Source organism: Microbacterium sp. NPDC057407 (assembly GCF_042803895.1).
Taxonomy (GTDB): Bacteria; Actinomycetota; Actinomycetes; order Actinomycetales; family Microbacteriaceae; genus Microbacterium.
Genome location: NZ_JBHVCA010000001.1, coordinates 884571 through 904128 on the forward strand (window position 1 = coordinate 884571; position 19558 = coordinate 904128).

The following is a 19558-nucleotide window of genomic DNA, read 5'->3' on the forward strand; positions in this document are numbered from 1 at the left end:
CAGGCGGGTACAGGAATGAGGTCGAGTTTCCTTTCACGACAGTGAGAACTCTTGACGACTTCTACTGCTACATTCTGAGGTACTGAAATGTTGGCGGGAGGATCGTGGACGGTTGGCGCGTCGACCCGGACCGGGTCGTGGGGATCCTCGCGGGTATCGACGATGCCGGTTCCGTGCTCACCCGGGCGGCGAAGGACGTCGACGCGCTCTACCCGGCGCCGGTGAGCCTGGCGCTCGATGAGCGCACCTCGGTGGCGACCGCATGGACCGACTTCTTCGAGGATCGCCGCGCGGTGCCGGGGAAACTCATCCACGTTCTTTCATCATCCGCCACGGCGCTGTCCGAGGCGACGGTCGCCGTCATTGCGGGCGACGAGCGGATGGCGGCCGATGCGGCCGTCGCCGAGAGACAGGCGTTCGATCGCTGGGGCCTCGACTCGTCCGTCGCCTACGGGAACGGGATGTTCGGATGGGGCTGATCGATCCCTCGGCGCTGCCTCGTGTACTCGATCCGGCGGCGTTGTCGGATCTCGGTGAGGAGGCGGGCCGCGTGGGCAGCGCGGTGTGGGCGGCGTTCGATTCCGCCTATTCGCGGTGGGGCGGGTTACGTGAGGTGTTCGATGTGCGGGGCGCGGAGGGGGCGCATGTCGTGCTGGATCGTCCGCATGAAGATGCCGAGGCGTTCGCGACCGCGCTGGGCGAGGCCCGGCTGGTGCTGGAGGAGGCGGCGACGGTGGTGCTGCCGCCGTTGCGGCAGCAGCGTGAGGCGCTGTGGCGGCGGATCGACGCGGTCAACGGGCAGGCGGAGGCCGCCGAGGAGGAGTACGCGATGGTCGACCGTGCCTACTGGTCGATGCTGCGGGCCGAGCCGGACTCCGACGCGGTCGACCGGTTGCGGTGGGACCGGGTGGGGGCGGCGGCCGCACGCACCCGCGCGTTCGACGAGGTGACGCTGCTGAGCGAAGACATCGAGCGGTTCCGGGAGTTGGTGGAGGCGGAGGAGAATCTCATCGCCTCCCGGCTGCGGGCGATCACCGGCGGCGACCAGGTGCGCGGCGCGTGGGGAACACCGGTGCGGGTGTCGCAGACCTCGTGGGGTATCACCGACTCTCCCTACCCCGGCGCTCCCCTCGCCGCGGGCACCACTCGGACGCTGGCCGAGCACCTGCAGGCCACGCTGTCACGGTCGGTGCTGTCCCGGATCCGATGGCTCGCCGACGCCGATCCTGCCGCGGTGCGCAAGTGGGTGACCGCGCACCCGGACTTCCCGTCCGCGGTGGGTCTGGTCGACCCGGCGCGTGCGGCCCAGTTGTGGGCGACCCTCGCCGCCGCATCGAACTCCGTCCGGGGCGCGGGCGGGAAGCCGTCACGGTGGGTGCGCGGCCCGCTGGCGCAGCTGTTCGCCCTCGCCCCGTTGGCCATCGGCAACCTCAACGGCATCCCCGCCGCCCACCGCAACGCCTTCACCCGCCAGGGCCTGACCCACCTCCTGGCCAACGACGACCTCACCGACGACGCCCGCACCAAACTCGAGGAGCTCGAGCGTGTGGTCAAGCGGGACCGTGACGCCGCGTTGCTGTCCGTGTTTCTCGATACGGACGGCGCCCCGCGCGCGAGCGTGGCGTGGGGCGACGTCGACGCGGCGGACCAGATCACGACGCTGAGCCACGGCATCGACACCGACCTCGGAGCACTCGGCGACTGGACGGGCTCCGCGAAGCGCGTCCGCAATGAGCTCGGCAAGCAACTTGTCGTCGATGGCGCAGTCGCCTCTACCGCGGTCGTGCTCTTCATGGAGTGGGACTCCGGAAGACCCACCACGGTCCACGGCATCGACCGCCCCGACGCGGGTGCGTCGCGATTCGCGAGACTTCTCGAGGGGTTCAAGCAGGCGAACCCCGACGCTCAGCGCAACGCCGTCGTGCACTCGCTGGGCACCACGATGGCAGCACAGGCCATCGCTGATCATCCCACTCTGGTCGACAATGCATGGTTCCTTGGTTCGGCGGGCGTGAGTAGAGATGCCGCCGACGCTCTCGCCGCGCAAATCGGGGGTGGGGAGATCGCAGTCCACGCCGCGCACGCGTCAACGGATTGGATCGCACCGCTGGGCCGATCCACGAACCTCGGCTCGACGCACGCGATCGATCCGCAGACCATTCGCGGGGTTCACCCCGTCGGTGCCGACGGGGGTTTCGTGGCCGACTTCGGCGCGCACGGCGCTGTTGGGGAGGCCGTGGGCGGACACAATGCGCAGCGTTCCAGCAACCCGATCTTCTGGCGCGTGGACGATGTGGTTGCCACGCCGAGAGGCACGACCCCCGTCTTCGATACCGAGAGCACCGGCTACCTCGACAAGAGTGCGGAGTCGTTCATGCACCTCGTGGTCGGTCTGGCCGATGCAGCTCGTTGGGGCAAGGCGGCGTGAAGGGGCGGCGACTGGTCAGATGGCTGGGCGCGGGCACGGCATCCGTGCTGGTGGCGGTGAGTGCGGCGGGATGCGGAGGACGACCGATGTCAGATGACGAGTGGTACGAGGACGCGCGGAAGTTCAATGTTGCGTTCAAGGAGAGTGTGGCGGAAGTGCAGTCCTGGATCACCGATGAGCCATGGATCATCGACGGAATCTACGGCCACGTGCCGATGGACTGCGCGGGCGGGTACCAATTCGACATGTGGCGATCCACACCCGCGAACTGGCGTGCGGGGACCGACGCTGAGACTGCGGCGCGCCGGTTGGGAGACTGGCTGTGGGAGCAGGGCTGGTCGGTGAAGCTGCACACCTACGGGGAAGGCATCGACAACGTCGTCATCACGGCCAGCAACAACGAGAAGCACGTCGCGGATCTTTACGTCAACTTCCTCCTCGGGTCGCACCGCGACATTGTGTCGTTGGAGGCCACCTCGACGTGCCGCCCCGGCGATCCGAACGAGTTGATGGACATTCTCGACCCGGGCTGGCTGACGGAGACTGAGGATCCCGTCATGCCAGAAACCGAAGTGCCAGGCACCCCGCCGATCTTCGGCTTCAACGAAGACGGCACCCCGCGCAGCACCTGATCCACTGCCCCGCTCCGGCGTGACCCGCACGCGGCGTGGGCTCGCCGCGTGACGCCCGTCAGTGCGTGTCTTCGGCCTCGATCTCGGTGCGGTCGCCCGACCACAGCGTGTGGAACGTGCCGGGCTTGTCGACGCGCTGATAGGTGTGCGCTCCGAAGAAGTCGCGCTGCCCCTGGACGAGCGCGGCCGGCAGCCGGTCGGCGCGCAGGCCGTCGTAGTACGCCAGCGACGACGAGAAGGCGGGAGCCGGGATGCCGGCGCCCGCGGCGGTCTGCACGATCCGGCGCCACGCGGTCTGCGCGCGTCCCAGCGCCTCGACGAAGTACGGTGCGGTCAGCAGGACCGGCAGATCGGGGGTTGCCGCATACGCGTCGGCGATGCGGTTGAGGAACTGGGCCCGGATGATGCATCCGCCGCGCCAGATCTTCGACACCGCGCCCAGGTCGATGTTCCAGTCGTACTCGGCCGCGCCGGCCCGGATCTCGTCGAATCCCTGCGAGTACGCGACGATCTTCGACGCGTACAGGGCGAGGCGGACCTCTTCGATGAACGCGTCCGCGTCGTCGATCGTGAGAGCCTCGCTCGGTCCGGGAAGGTCGCGCGAGACGGCGCGCTGCTCGGGGTGGCTCGAGAGCGACCGCGCGAAGACCGCCTCGGCGATCCCCGAGACGGGCACTCCGAGGTCGAGCGCCGTCTGCACGGTCCATGCGCCGGTGCCCTTGGCGCCGGCCTGGTCGAGGATGACGTCGACGAGGGGCTTGCCCGTCTCGGCGTCGACCTGGCGGAGCACCTCGGCGGTGATCTCGATGAGGTACGACTCGAGCTCGCCGCGGTTCCACTCGGCGAAGACGTCGGCGATCTCGGCGGGCGACTTGCCGGTGCCGCGCCGGATCATATCGTAGGCCTCGGCGATGAGCTGCATGTCGGCGTACTCGATGCCGTTGTGCACCATCTTCACGAAGTGACCGGCGCCGTCGTGACCGATGTGCGTCACGCACGGCTCGCCCTCGGCGACCGCGGCGATCGACTTCAGGATCGGTCCCAGGGTCACCCAGGACTCGTCCGAACCTCCGGGCATGATCGAGGGCCCATGCAGGGCGCCCTCCTCGCCGCCGGAGATGCCCGCGCCCACGAAGTTGATGCCCGTCTCGCGGACGGCCTTCTCGCGGCGGATCGTGTCGGTGAACAGCGCGTTGCCGCCGTCGACGATGATGTCGCCGGGCTCGAACACGCCGACGAGGGAGTCGATGACGGCGTCGGTCGGGCGCCCGGCCTTCACCATGATGATCGCGGTGCGGGGCTTCTGCAGCGACGCCGCGAACTCCTCGTACGAGTACGCGGGGACGAACTCGGCCTCGGGGTGCTCTGCCTGCAGGGTGTCGGTCTTCTCGTGGCTGCGGTTGTAGATCGCCACGGTGTTGCCCTCGCGGCTGGCGAGGTTGCGGGCGAGGTTCGAGCCCATCACCGCGAGTCCGACGACGCCGATGTTCGCCCGGGCCGCCGACTCGCCGTCGGGCCCGGTGGGCTCGGGCGTGGGACGGGCGACCTCTTCGGGGGCGGGAGCGCCCTCGTGCTCCCGAGCCGAGCCGGGCCGGTCGTCGCGATCGGTCGAGATGTTGGTCTGCGCCGTGGGCTCGTTCGAAGACACACGCACTCCTGACGTTCGTTGAGAGATGCTCCCAGCCTATGGGGCCGGGGAGGGGGTGTTACGCGTGAGCGGGCCCCGCGATCGGGGAGGCCGCCGGCGGGCTAGTCCTTGCGGTAGCTCGCGCGGCCCAGAGACCAGAACGCTCCCACGGTCAGCACGCCGCCGACGGCGGCCAGGGCGCCGATCAGCCACAGCAGGGCGTGGGAGAGAAAGCCGTAATCCATCGAGGTCCTCCGCGGGTCGGTCCGGTGCGCTCCTCATCGTACCCACCCCTCTGACGCTCTCGCGGGGCCCGGTGGCGCGGGCTGGTAGACTCGGTGCTGAACTTCGGCGAGGGATGCCTCGCGCCGCCCGGGTTCGGGCGGTTGCGGCATCCGTGATCGACGCAGTGGAGCAGGCCCACGGCTTTCCTCACGCGCGCGCGTTCGAGTCGAGACAACCCACATACCCTGGGCCCGCCATCGCGGACCCGTGATCACAACGGGCGTCAGCCCGCGAGGAGAGACATGTCCACCGAGACCGACACCAAGGTCCAGGCCGAGGTCCGCGAGAACTTCGGCAAGGGCTTCGCCCGCCGCCTGCGCGCCGCCGGCAAGATCCCCGCCGTCATCTACGGCCACGGCACCTCGCCCGTGCACGTCGCCCTGCCCGGCCACCAGGTCGCCCTGCTCGTCCGTCGCGCCAACGCCGTCCTCGAGCTCGACCTCGACGGCAAGGAGCAGCTCACCCTCGTGAAGGACGTCCAGAAGGACCCGGTGCACCAGATCATCGAGCACATCGACCTCCTCGTCGTCAAGAAGGGCGAGAAGATCCAGGTCGACGTCCCCGTCGTCGTCGTGGGCGAGCCCTTCGCCGGCACGATCGCCAACCTCGATGCGCAGACCGTCGCGCTCGAGGTCGAGGCCACGCACATCCCCGAGCACATCGAGGTCGACGTCGAGGGCCTCGAGGACGGCACCCACATCACCGCCGCCGACCTGAAGCTGCCCAAGGGCGCGACACTCGTCGCCGACGCCGAGCTGCTCGTCGTCGCGGTCTCGGTGCCCGCCGCCACGCTGGCCGCCGAGGACGAGATCGCCGAGGCCGACGCCGAGGTCGCCGCGGAGCAGTCCGAGGAGGCCGAGGAGGCCAAGGAGGAGGAGTCCGAGTAAGGACTCGCCCCCGCATCCGTCGAAGCCCGTCCCCGATACTGGGGGGACGGGCTTCGTCGTCGGAAGGACACCCATCGCATGACTGAGTCGTGGCTCATCGTCGGTCTCGGCAATCCCGGCCCCCGCTACGAGCTCACCCGCCACAACGTCGGCCAGCTCGTCCTCGACGAGCTCGCCGCGCGGCGCGGCGAGACGTTCCGCGCGCACAAGGCGAACGCCCGGGTCGCCGAGACGTGGTTGCGTCCTGGCGGCGCGAAGCTCGTGCTCGCCAAGCCCAACACCTTCATGAACGTGTCGGGGGGACCGGTGGCGGGCCTGGCGAAGTTCTACGGCATCGGCGCGGACCACGTCGTGGTGGTGCACGACGAGCTCGACATCCCGTTCGACTCGATCAAGCTCAAGACCGGCGGCGGCCACGGCGGCCACAACGGCGTGCGCGATGTCGCCAAAGCCCTCGGCTCAGCGGACTTCGCGCGGGTGCGTGTGGGCATCGGCCGACCGCCGGGACGGCAGGATCCGGCGGACTGGGTGCTCGACCCCTTCAGCGCCGGCGAGCGCAAGGACCTTCCGATCCTGCTGACGGACGCGGCCGACGCCGTCGAGCAGCTCGTCGGCGAAGGACTCGTCGCCGCGCAGCAGAAGCATCACGCGCCGAGGGTGTGACCGGCGTTACCCGCCGAATCCCTACGCCGCGGCGTAACCGGCCGTGAGGAACGCCTGCAGCACGACGAAGAACACCACCGGTCCGATCGCCGCGACGACGACGGCCGCGATGGCAAGGCCCCGACCACGACCGCGGACGATCGCGACGATCCCCTGGACCAGCGCCCAGACGCCCAGCGCGGTGGCGAGCCAGAAGGTCGACTCGGCGAGCAGCACCCGCCCCCGCACCGGCGTGAGGATCGACCAGTCGAAATCCGCGCCGAAGGCGCGTGAGGCGATCTCGGCGCCCGTTCCCAGGCCGATGCCGAAGGCGGCGACGGCGACGACGATCGCCGCGCCGACGGTCGCGGTCAGGGCGACGATCAGCGCGACGAGTCCGAGCCCGCGTCCCCGGCGTGCCGGGCCCGCGGCCGGCTGTGGGTTGGGTGTGTACGGGCCGGGCGTGCCCGCGGGCGCGACGTAACCCGCAGGTGGCGCGTACCCCACGGGGGCGGCGTATCCGACAGGTGCGGCGTAGCCCGCAGGAGGCGCGTACGCCGGCCCGGCGACGTGTCCCGGCGGGGGAGCGGGGAAGTCGGGCGAGGGGGTCTGCGGGGCAGGGCGGGGGGTCTGCGGCGGGTGGTCGGCGGGGTCGCTCACGCGCTCATCCTATGGGCGCGCGCGATCGGTCGGCCCTCGCCCGCGACGCCCGTGTCCGCCGGGCGAAGTACACTCGTCCGGTGACAGTTCCCGGGATCCTGCGCGCCCTCGAACAGGCCGAGTCGTTCCGGGATGCCTCGGCTGCGGCATCCGTCGACGGCGATTTCTCCCTCGTCGAAGGCCTCGGAGCACCCCTGCTCGCCTCGCTTCTCGAGAGGCGACGCGCCGCGGGCAAGCCCGGCGCGATCCTGCTCATCACGCCCACGGGCCGCCGAGCCGAATCGCTGGGTCCCGCCGTCGCGGCGCTGCTCCCCGGCGCCGAGGTGCTGCACTTCCCCGCGTGGGAGACCCTGCCGCACGAGCGGCTGAGCCCCAGCGCCGAGATCGTCGGCAACCGCCTCGACGTGCTCGGGCGGATCGCACGCTGGAACGGTGAGACCCCGCTCGTGGTGACCGCATCGGTGCGCGCGGCGATCCAGCCGCTGGCGGCCGGGCTCACCGACGCGCCCCCGGTCGAGCTGACGGTCGGCGCGCGGGGATACGAGCTGGGGGATGTCGCCCTCCGGCTGGTCGAGCTGGCCTACCACCGCGTCGACATGGTGTCGCGGCGCGGCGAGTTCGCCGTGCGCGGGGGGATTCTCGACGTCTTCCCGCCGACTGCCGCCCACCCCTACCGCGTCGAGTTCTTCGGCGACGAGGTGGATCAGATCCGCGCGTTCTCCGTCGCCGACCAGCGCTCGCTTCCCGGAGAGGTCGCTGACGTCGCCCTCGTGGCCAGTCGCGAGCTGCTGCTCACCGAGGCCGTGCGCGGTCGTGCGACCCAGCTCAAGGACGAGTTCCCGGGGCTGGCCGGCATGCTCGAGAAGATGTCGCAGGGCATCCCCGTCGAGGGGATGGAATCGCTGCTGCCCGCCGTCGTCGACCGGCTCGTGACCCTCGCCGACTACCTTCCCGAGGGCGCGGCGGTCGCGCTCGTCGACCCCGAGCGCGCGGTCACGCGGGCCATCACGCTGGGCGAGACCAACCGGGAGTTCCTCGAGGCGGCGTGGAGCGCCGCCACGGCGGGCGCCGCGACCCCGATCGACCTCGGCGCCGGCGACTTCCTCACACTGCCGGCGCTGCGCGAGGCCGCGCACGCCCGCGGCGACGTCTGGTGGACGCTCAGCGCGTTCGACTCCGGCGAGGCCGAGGCCGCCGCCGAGGGCCTGCTCGACATCGACGAGGCGCTCGAGGCCGCCGCCGTCGTGCGCGTCGCGGGCACCGCGGTCCCGTCGTTCCACGGCAACGTCGCGGGCGCCACCGAGCACGTGCGCGGGCTTCTCGCCGACGGCTGGCGCGTCGTCGTGGCGGCGTCCGGCGCCGGCCTCGTCGAGCGGGCGCGCGACGTGCTCGCCGAGCGCGGCATCGCCGCCCGCAAGGTGGACGACGTCCTCGCGGCACCCGAGCCGGGCGTGGCGCACATCGTCGCCTCGGTGCTCGAGAGAGGCTTCGAATCGCCCGACGCCAAGCTCGCCGTACTCACCGAGACGGAGTTCTACGGACGCACGATCGGCGGCGACCAGCGGGTCGTGAAAAAGCTGGCCTCGCGCCGCAAGAACGTTGTCGACCCTCTGCAGCTCAAGGCCGGCGACTACGTCGTGCACGCGACGCACGGCATCGGGAAGTTCGTCGAGCTGACGCAGCGCGAGGTGTCCAGCGGCGGGCGCAACGCCGTCAAGAGCGTGCGCGAGTACCTCGTCCTCGAGTACGCCCCGTCCAAGCGCGGCTATCCGGGCGACAAGCTGTTCGTCCCCACCGATCAGCTCGACCTGCTGTCACGGTACGTGGGAGGCGAGGCCCCGGCCCTGTCGAAGATGGGCGGCAGCGACTGGGCGGCGGCGAAGGGCCGGGCTCGGCGGGCGGTGCGCGACATCGCCGTCGAGCTGGTCAAGCTCTACTCGGCCCGCATGTCGGCCAAGGGCTACGCGTTCGGACCCGACACGCCCTGGCAGCGCGAGCTCGAAGAGGCGTTCCCGTTCGCCGAGACGCCCGACCAGCTGCAGACGATCGACGAGATCAAGGCCGACATGGAGAAGCCGATCCCGATGGACCGCCTGCTGTCGGGCGACGTGGGCTTCGGCAAGACCGAGGTCGCCGTGCGTGCGGCGTTCAAGGCCATCCAGGACGGCAAGCAGGTGGCGATGCTCGTCCCCACGACCCTGCTGGTGAAGCAGCACCTCGAGACGTTCACCGAGCGGTTCGCCGGGTTCCCGGTCAAGGTGAAGGCGCTGTCGCGGTTCCAGACCGACAAGCAGGCCCGCGAGGTCGTCGACGGCCTCGCCGACGGCACCATCGACATGGTCATCGGCACCCACCGGATCCTGACCGAGAAGGTTCTGTTCAAAGACCTCGGCCTCCTCATCATCGATGAGGAGCAGCGGTTCGGCGTCGAGCACAAGGACTCGCTGAAGAAGCTGAAGACCAACGTCGACATCCTCGCGATGAGCGCCACCCCCATCCCGCGCACCCTCGAGATGGCGGTGACGGGCATCCGCGAGATGTCCACGCTGCAGACACCGCCCGAGGATCGCCACCCGATCCTCTCCTTCGTCGGCCCGCGAAACGACAAGCAGATCGCCGCCGCGATCCGCCGCGAGCTGCTGCGCGAAGGCCAGGTGTTCTTCGTGCACAACCGCGTGCAGTCGATCCAGCGCGTGGCCGCCGAACTGGCGGAGCTGGTGCCCGAGGCGCGCATCGCCGTCGCCCACGGCCAGATGGGCGAGCACGCCCTCGAAGAGGTCGTCGACGCGTTCTGGGAGCGCCGCTTCGACGTCCTGGTGTGCACGACGATCGTCGAGACCGGCCTCGACATCTCCAACGCCAACACGATCATCATCGACCGCGCCGACAAGTACGGACTGTCGCAGCTGCACCAGCTCCGGGGCCGGGTGGGCCGAGCCCGCGAGCGGGCCTACGCGTACTTCCTCTACGACGAGCAGAAGCCGCTCAGCGAGACGGCGGCCGACCGGCTCGAGACGATCGCGGTCAACAACGACCTGGGCAGCGGCATGCAGGTCGCGCTGAAAGACCTCGAGATCCGCGGCGCCGGCAACCTGCTCGGCGCCGAGCAGGCCGGGCACATCGCCGGCGTCGGGTTCGACCTCTACCTCCGCATGATCGGCGAGGCGGTGGCCGCCTTCCGCGGCGACGAGGTCGAGGGACCCGCCGAGCTGCGGCTCGAGCTGCCGGTGCAGGCCCGCATCCCGGAGTCCTACATCGACAGCGAGCGGCTGCGGCTCGAGGCCTACCAGAAACTGTCGGCTGCGGCATCCGTCACCGCCAAGGACGACGCGATCGACCTGGTCGTGGAGGAGCTCACCGACCGGTACGGCGAGCCTCCGGCCGACGTCCAAGGGCTCTTGGCGGTGGCCAGGCTGCGACGCCGGGCGGGTCAGGCCGGGCTCGCCGACGTGGTCGCGATGGGCCCGAACCTGCGGATCGCCCCGGCGAACCTGCCCGACTCGATGCGGGTGCGCCTCCAGCGGCTGCACCCGAAGGCCAAGCTGCTCTCGGGCGGAGAGGCGCTCGTGGTCCCGCTGCCCACCGCCGGAGGCGAAGCGCTGGCGGACGCCGAACTGATCTCGTGGGTGGCGCAGCTGCTCGACCAGCTGTGGCCGGCGCCGAAGACCGAGAGCGAGCGGGCCCTCGACGCCTCGGCGTCCTGACCGTCCCCCGTCGCCGGCGCTACGCTGACAGCGACCGAGGAGGAACGATGCGGTTCGAGCACCTGGGGGCGCAGCCCCGGATCCACCCCGAAGCCGTCGTGGCGCCCACCGCCGTGATCAGCGGAGACGTCACCATCGGACCCGACTGCCAGGTGCTGCACGGCGCGGTCATCACGGCCGAGGGCGGGGCGATCACCCTCGGCGGGAACGTCATCGTGATGGAGAATGCCCTGATCCGCGCGACGGCGACCAACCCGGTCCACATCGGCGACCACGTGCTCGTGGGGCCGATGGCGAGCATCTCGGGCGCCACCGTCGCCGACGAGGTGTTCCTGGCGACGGGCACGCGGGTCTTCAACGGCGCCCGCATCGGCGAGCGCAGCGAGGTGCGCATCAACGCCGTCGTCCACCTGCGCACGACCCTGCCCGCCGAATCGGTCGTGCCCATCGGGTGGGTGGCGGTGGGCGACCCGGTGCAGATCCTCGCGCCCGATCGTCACGAGGAGATCTGGGCGGCGCAGCGCGAGCTCGACTTCCCCGGCTACGTCTTCGGTCTCGACCGCCAGACGCCCGACCTCATGGTGCAGCTGACGGAGCGCTACGGGCGGAGTCTGGCGCGGCACTCGCTCGACCGACGCGTCGACTGAACGGATGCCGCGGCCGCGGCATCCGTTGAACAGCCGAGCGTCAGTCCCAGACGACGCCGCAGTCGCGGCACTCGAACACGAGGCGGTCGACCCAGCCGTCGTCGAGCTCGCCCCGCCGGGCGAACTCGACGTGGAACCACCTCGGCTCGGTCGCCCGCACATCGAGCGACCGGCATTCGGGACACACTTCGGCGACGATGATCCGTGCCATGCCGTCACGCTAACCCCGCGGTGGCGCAGCGACGGCAGCGACGCGCGTGTCGGGGCGTGTCAGCCGGTGTTCTGCAGACCCGCCGCCACTCCGCTCACCGAGAGCAGCAGAAGCCGCTGCTGCTCGGGGTCGACCGGGGCGCCCTCGGGGGCATCGCGGAGCGATCGGAGGGCCCGCAGCTGCAGCAGCGACAGGGCGTCGACGTAGGGGCTGCGCATCTTCACCGCACGCTGCAGCACCGGCTTGTTGCCGAGCAGCTCGGTGCCGCCGGTGACCCGGATGACCCATGAGCGGGTGAGCGCCATCTCGTCGCGGACGAGCGTCGCGAGGTCGTCGCGGTCGCCGAGTTCGAGGTACAGGCGCGCGATGCGGTCGTCGGTCTTGGCGAGGCTCATCGCCACGTTGTCGACGAGGGTGCGCAGCAGCGGCCACTCGTCGTACGCGCGCTGCAGCAGCGCCTCGTCGCCCACGGCCTCGAGCGCGGTGCCGAGACCGAACCATCCCGCCAGGTTGATGCGGGCCTGCGTCCACGCGAACACCCAGGGGATCGCGCGGAGGTCTTCGAGCGACTCGACCGAGAGACCACGACGGGCGGGTCGCGAGCCGAGGGCCAGCAGACCGAGCTCTTCCATCGGCGTCACACGGGCGAACCAGGGGGCGAAGCCCGGCGCCTTGACGAGCGAGAAGAACCGCTCGCGGGATGCCCGGTCCATCGTCGCCGCGACGTCGGCGTAGCGCTCGGCCGCGACGCGGTTGCGCTCCTCGTTCGAGGGTGCGGACGCGAGGAGGATGGCCGCCGCCACCTGATCGATGTGGCGCATCGCGATCGCCGGGTCGCCGTAGCGGGCGAAGATGACCTCGCCCTGCTCGGTCAGCTTGAAGCGGCCGTCGACGGAGTGGGGCGGCTGCGCGAGGATCGCCGAGTTCGCCGGGCCACCGCCGCGGCCGAGTGCTCCGCCGCGGCCGTGGAAGAGCGTCAGCTCGATGCCGTTGCCGCGCGCCCAGGCCGAGATCGCCGCCTGCGCTTCGTACAGCGCCAGGTTCGCGGCGACGGGACCGACGTCCTTCGACGAGTCCGAGTAGCCGAGCATCACCTCGAGGCGGCGTCCGGTCGCCTCGAGACGCGCCGCGAACTCCGGGTGCTCGACGATCTCGGCCAGGATGCCGGGGGCCGCCTGAAGGTCGGCGAAGGTCTCGAACAGCGGGATGACGTCGAGCACGGGCGCCGGGGCGTCGGGCCCCACCGCGTACCGGGCGAGACGGTGCACGTTGGCCAGGTCTTCGGCCGATCGCGTGAACGAGACGATGTAGCGTCCGGCCGCGCGGGGCCCGTAGCGCTCCTGCAGGAAGGCGATGGAGCGGATGACGTCGAGCACCTCCTCCGCCAGCTCGCTGCGAGGGCCGCCGGCATCCAGCTCGGCGAGGACCTTGGCGTGGACGGCGGAATGCTGACGCACCTCGAGCTCGGTGAGGTGGAAGCCGTAGGTCTCGACCTGCCACAGAAGCTGCTGCAGGTGCCCGTAGGCCTGCCGCGGCGCGCCGGCCTGCACGAGCGAGTCCTGCACGACCCGGAGATCGGCGAGGAACTGCTCGGGGTCGCGATACGCGAGATCGGCGTTGCGTTCGCGCGTGGCCGCGAGCTTGCGGGCGAGGAGCAGCAGGATGCGTCGGTGCGGCTCGTTGGGGGACCGCTTGGCGATCTCGGTCGCCGCGTCCTCGTCGGCGGCCGAGAGCCGCTGCCACAGGGCGAGGAGCGCGGTGCTGGGGGGCGTCGTGGTCGCGTCCAGCGTGAGGGTGCGCCCGATGCGGCTCGTCGTCCGTTCCAGACCGAGGAGCACGTGCTCGCTGGCGATCTTGGCGGCCTTCCGCGTCACCGAGGCGGTGACGAACGGGTTGCCGTCCCGGTCGCCGCCCACCCACGAGCCCACGCGGACGAAGGGGCGCACGATCGGGGCGCGGCCCCCGGCCGCGGGTCCCTGCAGCGCGTCGTCGAGCCGGCGGTACACGTGGGGCACCGCGGTGTAGAGCGTCTCGTCGAACACCGCCATGACGGCGCGGACCTCGTCGGTCGGGGCGGGCTTCTCGCCCCGCAGCGGCGCGGTGCGCCAGAGCGTGTCGACCTCTTCGAGCATGCGGCGCTGCGCGCGGCGTTCGTCGGCGCCGTTGCGCAGCGAGGCGTCGTGCTCCTCGAGGAGCACGGCGAGGCGCCGGATGCTGGACGACACCGCGCGCCGACGGGCCTCGGTCGGGTGGGCCGTGAAGACGGGGTGGAAGCGCAGGGACTGCAGGCGCTCCAGGGCGGTGTCGTCGCCGACCTCGGCGGCCAGCCGGACGAACGCGGCCGCGACGGAGTCGGTCGCCTGCTCGCGGTCGGGGCGTCCGTCGCGCTCGCGAAGGATGCGCACCCGCTGGTGCTCTTCGGCGAGGTTCACGAGGTGGAAGTAGGCGGTGAAGGCGCGGGCCACCTCGTCGGCGCGGGAGACGGTGAAGGAGTCGGCGATGGCGGCGGCCTTGGCGAATGCCTCTGGCGTCTCGTCGGTGTAGGCCTGGATCGTCGCGATCCGCAGCCGCTCGACGTCCTCGAAGAGGCCGGGAGAGCCGCTCTCGCGCAGGACCTGCCCGAGCAGCGACCCGAGCATGCGCACGTCGGCGCGCATCCTCTCGGGGATCTCCTGCTCGGCCTCGAAGCGCCCGACGAGGTCGATCGCTTCGGTCTGGGTGAGTTCGCGCATGGGATCCACGGTATCCCGGCTGTGTTGCGGCGATGTCACAGGTGGCGTCGTGTGACGCCCGCCCGTCGATAGACTGCCTCCAGGAGAGCCGGGAAGTCTGGTCGGCGAGGTGCGGCGACCCTCGCGCGCACCTCCGACGGAAGGACTCCGGATGGCTCTGCTACGGTCTGCGCGCTTCCCCGCGATCATCCTCCTGGTCGCCGCTGCGGCCGGGCTCCTGGTGGCGAACACCCCTGCCGGTGAACCCGTCGACGCGTTCCTGCACCGCTACGTCGGCGTGCCCGGCGTGCTGGAGCTGACCCTCGACCACTGGATCGCGGACGGGCTCCTGGCCGTGTTCTTCTTCATCGTCGCCGTCGAGCTCCAGTACGAGTTGACGGCAGGCCAGCTCAACTCCGCGCGCAAGGCGCTGCAGCCCGCCATCGCCGCCGCCGGCGGAGTGCTCCTGCCGATCGCGGTCTACCTCGCGTTCGCCTGGGGGACCAGCGCGCAAGCCGGGTGGCCCATCCCCACGGCGACCGATATCGCCTTCGCGCTCGGCGTGCTCGCCGTCTTCGGCAAGGGCCTGCCCTCCGCGCTGCGGGTGTTCCTGCTCGCGCTGGCCATCCTCGACGACATCGTGGGGATCCTGTTCATCGCGATCCTCTTCACGAACGGGGTCGACATCGGGATGCTGGCGCTCGCCGTGGTCTCGGTGGTGGCCTTCGGCGTCCTCAGCCGCCTGCTGGACGGCCGCGCGCGGGTCGCCGTCGCGCTCGCGCTGGTCGTCCTCGCGGTCCTCACGTGGGTGTTCGTGTACCAGTCCGGCGTCCACGCCACGATCGCGGGTGTCGCGCTCGGACTCGCGATGGCGCAGCGGCCCGCGCTCCGCGTGCGGCACGAGCTCGAGCCCTGGGTGAACGCGATCGTGCTCCCGCTGTTCGCCTTCAACGCCGCGCTGGTCCCGATCCCGGCCGTGTCGCCTGCGCAGCTCTCGCCGGCCTTCTGGGGCGTCCTGGTGGCGCTCCCGGTCGGCAAGGTGCTCGGGATCTCGCTCGCGGGCTGGCTCGCGCTCCGCGTCGGCGACCGGTCCGCCGCTCCGCCGCTCCGCTTCGGCGACCTCCTCGCGGCCGGCGCGCTCGGCGGGATCGGGTTCACCGTGTCGCTCCTGCTGTCCGAGCTCGCCTTCGCGGATTCCCCGGCGGTGCGGGATCAGGCGGTCCTCGGGGTGCTCGCCGGGTCGGTGATCTCGCTCATCGCGGCCGCCGTGCTCGTATCGTGGCGGGCATGGCACTACCGGCGGCAGGCGACGGGCTCGACGATGCGGACGACGGCGTGACGGCGGTCGACCCGCTGCGGGCCGCGGCGGAGACCATGCGGGCGGTGCGGGATCGCTGCGTGTGGAGTCAGCAGATCGACCATCGCGCTCTCGTGCCGTACCTCGTCGAGGAGAGCGCAGAGCTGATCGACGCCGTGGAGACCGACGACCGGGACGAGCTCCGCGAAGAGCTCGGCGACCTGCTCTGGCAGGTGCTGTTCCATGCCGAGATCGCGTCACGCGACCCGGACCGCCCGTTCGACATCGACGATGTGGCGCGCGGCCTGACCGACAAGATGGTGCGTCGGCATCCGCACGTCTTCGGCGACGCGGTCGCGACGACGCCCGAAGAGGTGCTGGTGCACTGGAACGCGGCGAAAGCCGCCGAGAAGAGCGCGCGGACGAGCGTGCTGGACGGCGTCAGCGAACGGATGCCGTCGCTCGCTCTGGCCCAGAAGCTGCTCGGCAAGGGGGAGAAGGTGGGCGTCGGAACCCCGGCGGCGGCCGCCCCGCGCACCGAGGCCGAGCTGGGCGACGCGCTGCTGCAGCTCGTTGCCACAGCCCGCGACCAGGGGTGGGACGCCGACCGGGCCCTGCGCGAGCGCCTGCGCCGCCTCACGGCCGAGATCCGCGAGACGGAGGGCGCAGCGGCGGTCCCTCCGGCGAGCGAGAGCGACGGGGGCGCGACGCCGGTCGGCCCCGCCGACCTCTGAAATGATGGATCCGTGGCATCCGTGAACCCGCCGCGCGGAATGCGCGACTTCCTCCCCGAAGACAAGGCGCGCCGCGAGCGCGTCCTCGCCGTGATCCGCGACCGCTACCGCGCGCACGGCTTCGACGAGATCGAGACACCGGTCATGGAGGAGTACTCGCGGCTGCACGCCGGAATCGGCGGAGACAACGAGAAGCTCGCCTACAACGTGCTCAAGCGCGGGCTCGACGCCGACGCCATCGCGGCGGCCGCGGGCGACCCCTCCCAGCTGACCGACCTCGGGCTGAGGTACGACCTGACGGTGCCGTTGGCCCGGTTCTACGCGACGCATCGCGGTCAGCTCCCGTCGGTCTTCCGCTCCATCCAGATCGCCCCGGTGTGGCGGGCGGAGCGGCCGCAGAAGGGCCGGTACCGGCAGTTCGTGCAGTGCGACATCGACATCATCGGGGATGCCTCGTCCCGCGCCGAGGCCGAGCTCATCGTCGCGACGCTCGACACCCTGGACGCCCTCGGCCTCGCCGGAGGGAGCGTGCGGATCAACGACCGCCGCGTGCTGGACTGGATGCTCGACAGCTTCGGGTTCGACGCCGCCGAGCGCCCGGGAGTGCTCATCACGATCGACAAGCTCGACAAGATCGGGCCGGCCGGCGTGGCGGCCGAACTGCGCGAGCGGGGAGCCGCTGCCCAGTCGGTCGACGCCTTCGAGAGCTTCCTCACGCGGCCGATGACGATGGAGTACCACCCGTTCGGCGAGCGTCAGATCCGCAAGCTCCTCCCGGACGCCGCCCCCACCGACATCGTCGACCACCTCGTGGGGATCGGCGAGGCGGTCGCCGCCTCGCGCCCGGGCATCGACGGGCAGCCGACCGAGGTTCCGCTGGTGTTCGACCCGTTCCTCGTGCGCGGCATGGGGTACTACACCGGCACGATCTTCGAACTGGCCCACCCCTCGGTCGACTACTCGCTGGGCGGCGGCGGTCGCTACGACGGCATGATCGGCCGCTTCCTCGGTCAGGACGTGCCGGCGGCCGGGTTCTCGATCGGATTCGAGCGGATCGTCGACCTGGTGGCCGCGGCGCAGGACGACGCTCCGCAGGCGGTGGTCCTCGTCCACGATCGCGACATCCCCGCCGGTGAGCTGCTGGCGCACAAGGCGGCGCTCGTGGGCGGTGGCGCGCGCGTGCGGCTGGAGACCCGTACGAAGAACCTCAAGGCATTGCTCGAGCGGGCGGCTGCCGACGGCTACACGGCGTTCGCCACGGTGTCGACGGGAATCCCGGCGGGAGAGGTCGACCTCAAGCCGCTCGCGTGAACCGAAGCCGCAGCATCCGGTAGGCGACGCCCGCCAGGGCGACCAGGACGCCGGCGACGACGCTCTCCCAGGGCAGCGTCGATACGAGCACGACGCACCCGGCGGCGCCGATGATCTGCAGCACCCGCGGGTAACGGCGGGCGCCGCCGCGCTGACGGAAGGCGGCGATGTTCGCCACGAGGTAATACAGCAGCACCCCGAACGACGAGAAGCCGATGGCGCCGCGGAGGTCGATCAGCGCCACCAGGACGACCACGACGGCCGCGATCGCCGCGTCTGCGCGATGCGGAACATGCCAGCGGGGGTGCACGGCGTCGAGGAGGCGGGGCAGGTCGCCCTCCCGCGCCATCGCGTACGACGTGCGCGAGATGCCGGCGATGAGCGCGAGGAGCGCCCCGAGCGATGCCGCCGCCGCACCGACCCGCACGACCGGTTCGGCCCACACCCAGCCCGATGCGGCGGCGGCTGCCGCGACGGGCTCCGTCGACGCGGCGGTGCCGTCCGGCCCCAGCGTCGAGAGCACCGTCAGTCCGATGAGCGCGTACACGACGAGCGCGCCGCCGAAAGCGAGGACGATCGCTCGTGGGATGGTGGTGGCGGGAGCGCGCACCTCCTCGCCCATCGTGGCGATGCGGGCGTACCCGGCGAACGCGAAGAACAGCAGGCCCGCCGACTGGAGGATGCCGTACCAGCCGCCCGACCACAGCGTGGCGGGGGTCAGCCACCCGGCCGCGTCCGGTGTCGCCGTGCCGGCCGCGACGGCGACCGCCAGAGTGAGCAGCACGAACACCACGATGATGCGCGTGAGCTGGGCGGTCCGGGTGACGCCGAACCAGTTGACGGTCGCCAGGGCGACCACCGCGGCGATGGCCACCGGGCGCTCCCAGCCGGCCGGGGCGGCGTATGCGGCGAACGTCAGCGCCATCGCCGCGCAGCTGGCGATCTTGCCGATCACGAAGCCCCAGCCGGCCACGTACCCCCACCATGGGCCCAGCTCGGCGCGCCCGTAGGCGTACACGCCGCCCGAGGTCGGGTGCACGGCCGCGAGCTGGGCGGTCGACGTCGCGTTGCCGAAGGCCACGACGGCGGCCACGCCCAGGCCGATCAGCAGACCGGAGCCGGCCGCCGCCGCGGCGGGGCCGAAGGCCGCGAAGACCCCCGCGCCGATCATCGAACCCAAGCCGATGAAGACGGCGTCGCCGAGTCCGAGTCGACGCTGCAGCGAAGGAGAGCTCACGAGCGAACCCTAGTGCGGGCGGGGAAACTTCCCGGTGAGGGGGAGACGGATGCCGCGGCATCCGGCATCATCGTGCCATGACGCTTCGCCTCCGCACCGTGCTCGCACCCTTCGGACCCGCGGCCGCGATCGAGTTGACCGACGAGCAGGTCGCCGAGCTCGGCGGAGGCAAGCGGGCAGCCGTCGTCGTCGGCATCGGCGATCGGTCGGCGCGTCTGCGGCTGGGCGTCATGGACGGGCGCAACGTCATCGGGCTGTCGAAAGCCAACCGTGCGGCGCTGGGTGTCGAGATCGGCGACGAGGTCGACGCCACGATCGATCTGGACGGGGGTGAGCGCGAGGTGGACGTCCCGGACGACCTCGCCGCCGCCCTCGCGGCCGCCGATGCCCGGGCCGGGTTCGACGCGTTGAGCTACAGCCGGCGGAAGGAGCTCGTTCGCGGCGTCGTCGAGGCGAAGAAGCCCGAGACGCGGCAGCGGCGGGTCGAGACGGCGGTCGCGGGAGTCCGGGGCTGAAGCCGGCCCCGCCACCTCGCGGTCATCGAC

The 19558-nt window shown here is 71.4% G+C and carries 17 protein-coding genes; 11 read left to right on the forward strand and 6 right to left on the reverse strand.

Annotation, left to right across the window (positions count from 1 at the left end; genetic code table 11):
- Positions 1–104: 104 nt before the first annotated feature.
- The 3 genes from ACFUTX_RS04240 (at position 105) to ACFUTX_RS04250 (ending at position 3060) form a co-directional block, all read left to right on the forward strand.
- A complete protein-coding gene (locus ACFUTX_RS04240) occupies positions 105–479 on the forward strand; it encodes a DUF6507 family protein (RefSeq protein ID WP_378860933.1) in 375 nt (124 codons plus the stop codon).
- 71 nt (positions 480–550) lie between these two features.
- Positions 551–2428, forward strand: a complete 1878-nt coding sequence (locus ACFUTX_RS04245) for an alpha/beta fold hydrolase (protein ID WP_378860934.1) — start codon at positions 551–553, stop codon at positions 2426–2428.
- A gap of 86 nt (positions 2429–2514) precedes the next feature.
- Entirely contained in the window at positions 2515–3060 is a 546-nt protein-coding gene (locus ACFUTX_RS04250) for a hypothetical protein (RefSeq protein WP_378860935.1), read from the forward strand.
- A 58-nt stretch (positions 3061–3118) separates the two neighbouring features.
- Here the strand turns inward: ACFUTX_RS04250 and gndA are convergent, their stop codons facing one another.
- The gene (gene gndA, locus ACFUTX_RS04255; protein WP_378861059.1) at positions 3119–4546 is read right to left on the reverse strand and encodes an NADP-dependent phosphogluconate dehydrogenase; all 1428 of its coding nucleotides are present in this window, start codon (positions 4544–4546) and stop codon (positions 3119–3121) included.
- Between the two features lie 263 nt (positions 4547–4809).
- Complete coding sequence (locus ACFUTX_RS04260) at positions 4810–4932, reverse strand: hypothetical protein (RefSeq protein WP_378860936.1); 123 nt, start codon at positions 4930–4932, stop codon at positions 4810–4812.
- A 282-nt stretch (positions 4933–5214) separates the two neighbouring features.
- On the opposite strand from ACFUTX_RS04260, the gene ACFUTX_RS04265 reads away from it, so the two are divergent.
- A complete protein-coding gene (locus tag ACFUTX_RS04265) occupies positions 5215–5859 on the forward strand; it encodes a 50S ribosomal protein L25/general stress protein Ctc (RefSeq protein WP_378860937.1) in 645 nt (214 codons plus the stop codon).
- A gap of 78 nt (positions 5860–5937) precedes the next feature.
- Positions 5938–6522, forward strand: coding sequence for an aminoacyl-tRNA hydrolase (gene pth, locus ACFUTX_RS04270; RefSeq protein ID WP_378860938.1), 585 nt, complete (start codon positions 5938–5940; stop codon positions 6520–6522).
- A 21-nt stretch (positions 6523–6543) separates the two neighbouring features.
- Here the strand turns inward: pth and ACFUTX_RS04275 are convergent, their stop codons facing one another.
- Positions 6544–7161 (reverse strand): hypothetical protein, encoded by a 618-nt coding sequence (locus ACFUTX_RS04275; RefSeq protein ID WP_378860939.1) that lies wholly within the window; start codon positions 7159–7161, stop codon positions 6544–6546.
- Between the two features lie 80 nt (positions 7162–7241).
- On the opposite strand from ACFUTX_RS04275, the gene mfd reads away from it, so the two are divergent.
- Positions 7242–10865 (forward strand): transcription-repair coupling factor, encoded by a 3624-nt coding sequence (gene mfd / locus ACFUTX_RS04280; protein ID WP_378860940.1) that lies wholly within the window; start codon positions 7242–7244, stop codon positions 10863–10865.
- Between the two features lie 47 nt (positions 10866–10912).
- Positions 10913–11512 (forward strand): gamma carbonic anhydrase family protein, encoded by a 600-nt coding sequence (locus ACFUTX_RS04285; protein ID WP_378860941.1) that lies wholly within the window; start codon positions 10913–10915, stop codon positions 11510–11512.
- Positions 11513–11552: 40 nt separating this feature from the next.
- Here the strand turns inward: ACFUTX_RS04285 and ACFUTX_RS04290 are convergent, their stop codons facing one another.
- Both ACFUTX_RS04290 and ACFUTX_RS04295 read right to left on the reverse strand, forming a co-directional pair.
- Complete coding sequence (locus tag ACFUTX_RS04290) at positions 11553–11723, reverse strand: hypothetical protein (RefSeq protein ID WP_378860942.1); 171 nt, start codon at positions 11721–11723, stop codon at positions 11553–11555.
- A gap of 59 nt (positions 11724–11782) precedes the next feature.
- Complete coding sequence (locus tag ACFUTX_RS04295) at positions 11783–14455, reverse strand: phosphoenolpyruvate carboxylase (protein WP_378860943.1); 2673 nt, start codon at positions 14453–14455, stop codon at positions 11783–11785.
- A 151-nt stretch (positions 14456–14606) separates the two neighbouring features.
- Between ACFUTX_RS04295 and nhaA the strand changes: the two genes are divergently transcribed.
- From nhaA to hisS, 3 genes are read left to right on the forward strand one after another with little or no spacing between them, the layout of a single operon-like run.
- A complete protein-coding gene (nhaA, locus tag ACFUTX_RS04300) occupies positions 14607–15773 on the forward strand; it encodes a Na+/H+ antiporter NhaA (RefSeq protein WP_378860944.1) in 1167 nt (388 codons plus the stop codon).
- The gene (locus ACFUTX_RS04305) at positions 15722–16465 is read left to right on the forward strand and encodes a MazG family protein (protein WP_378860945.1); all 744 of its coding nucleotides are present in this window, start codon (positions 15722–15724) and stop codon (positions 16463–16465) included. Before nhaA ends, ACFUTX_RS04305 begins: the two co-directional genes overlap by 52 nt.
- Before the next feature lie 39 nt (positions 16466–16504).
- On the forward strand, positions 16505–17776 hold the full coding sequence (gene hisS, locus ACFUTX_RS04310; protein ID WP_378861060.1) for a histidine--tRNA ligase: 1272 nt from the start codon (positions 16505–16507) through the stop codon (positions 17774–17776).
- Here the strand turns inward: hisS and ACFUTX_RS04315 are convergent.
- Positions 17760–19013 carry an APC family permease gene (locus ACFUTX_RS04315; RefSeq protein ID WP_378860946.1) on the reverse strand — a complete coding sequence of 418 codons (1254 nt, stop codon included), beginning with the start codon at positions 19011–19013 and terminating at the stop codon, positions 17760–17762. The two genes, hisS and ACFUTX_RS04315, sit on opposite strands and share 17 nt — an antisense overlap.
- A 77-nt stretch (positions 19014–19090) precedes the next feature.
- Between ACFUTX_RS04315 and ACFUTX_RS04320 the strand changes: the two genes are divergently transcribed.
- Positions 19091–19528 carry a YdeI/OmpD-associated family protein gene (locus tag ACFUTX_RS04320; protein WP_378860947.1) on the forward strand — a complete coding sequence of 146 codons (438 nt, stop codon included), beginning with the start codon at positions 19091–19093 and terminating at the stop codon, positions 19526–19528.
- Positions 19529–19558 lie beyond the last annotated feature (30 nt).

Bases quoted from the DNA above. Each gene is read 5' to 3' on its own strand.
- nhaA (WP_378860944.1), top strand. From the start codon at position 14,607: ATGGCTCTGCTACGGTCTGCGCGCTTCCCCGCGATCATCCTCCTGGTC.
- hisS (WP_378861060.1), top strand. From the start codon at position 16,505: ATGCGCGACTTCCTCCCCGAAGACAAGGCGCGCCGCGAGCGCGTCCTC.
- ACFUTX_RS04250 (WP_378860935.1), top strand. From the start codon at position 2,515: ATGTCAGATGACGAGTGGTACGAGGACGCGCGGAAGTTCAATGTTGCG.
- ACFUTX_RS04295 (WP_378860943.1), bottom strand. From the start codon at position 14,455: ATGCGCGAACTCACCCAGACCGAAGCGATCGACCTCGTCGGGCGCTTC.
- ACFUTX_RS04265 (WP_378860937.1), top strand. From the start codon at position 5,215: ATGTCCACCGAGACCGACACCAAGGTCCAGGCCGAGGTCCGCGAGAAC.
- ACFUTX_RS04290 (WP_378860942.1), bottom strand. From the start codon at position 11,723: ATGGCACGGATCATCGTCGCCGAAGTGTGTCCCGAATGCCGGTCGCTC.
- ACFUTX_RS04320 (WP_378860947.1), top strand. From the start codon at position 19,091: ATGACGCTTCGCCTCCGCACCGTGCTCGCACCCTTCGGACCCGCGGCC.
- ACFUTX_RS04260 (WP_378860936.1), bottom strand. From the start codon at position 4,932: ATGGATTACGGCTTTCTCTCCCACGCCCTGCTGTGGCTGATCGGCGCC.
- pth (WP_378860938.1), top strand. From the start codon at position 5,938: ATGACTGAGTCGTGGCTCATCGTCGGTCTCGGCAATCCCGGCCCCCGC.
- ACFUTX_RS04285 (WP_378860941.1), top strand. From the start codon at position 10,913: ATGCGGTTCGAGCACCTGGGGGCGCAGCCCCGGATCCACCCCGAAGCC.
- ACFUTX_RS04305 (WP_378860945.1), top strand. From the start codon at position 15,722: ATGGCACTACCGGCGGCAGGCGACGGGCTCGACGATGCGGACGACGGC.